Genomic DNA, 597 nt, shown 5'->3' on the forward strand with positions numbered 1-597 from the left:
ATGCTGACCATGACCGCCGACAGCTGCGGCCGGCACGACACCTCCGCCGGCGCCTGCTCCTGCGAGAGCAATACGGTGCGCTTCGGCCACGGCGTGAAATACCTGCATGCCTGCCGCGACAATTTCGTGCTCGAAGTTTCCAGGCACGGCATGAGCAAGCGCGACATCGTGCCCAACATCAATTTCTTCATGAACGTGCCGATCAGCCCGGATGGCAAGATGACCATCGTCGACGGCATTTCCGCATCCGGCGATTATGTCGAGCTGGTCGCCGAAATGGATGTGCTCTGCGTCATCTCCAATTGCCCGCAGGTCAACAATCCCTGCAACGGCTTCGACCCGACGCCGATCCGGGTGCTGATCTGGAATGCCGAGGGCTGAGATGTTCAAGAAARTCCTCATTGCCAATCGCGGYGAAATCGCCGTCCGCGTCATCCGAACGCTCAGGAAAATGGGCATCGCTTCCGTTGCCGTCTATTCCGACGCCGACCRTTTTGCCAAAGCGGCCCTGAGCGCGGATGAAGCCATTCGCCTCGGCCCTGCACCGGCGAGCGAGAGCTACTTGAATGTCGACGCCGTCATCGCCGCCTGCAAGGC

At 60.6% G+C, this 597-nt stretch carries 2 protein-coding genes; both read left to right on the forward strand.

Annotated features, from left to right (window positions below; translation table 11 throughout):
• Positions 1–381: DUF1989 domain-containing protein (locus tag AC1D0P_RS27160; protein WP_477679569.1), on the forward strand; the 381-nt coding region annotated here is incomplete at its 5' end.
• A gap of 1 nt (position 382) precedes the next feature.
• On the forward strand, positions 383–597 hold a 215-nt coding region (locus AC1D0P_RS27165), incomplete at its 3' end, for a biotin carboxylase N-terminal domain-containing protein (RefSeq protein WP_477679570.1).

It is taken from the genome of Polaromonas sp. P1_G2, assembly GCF_056405515.1.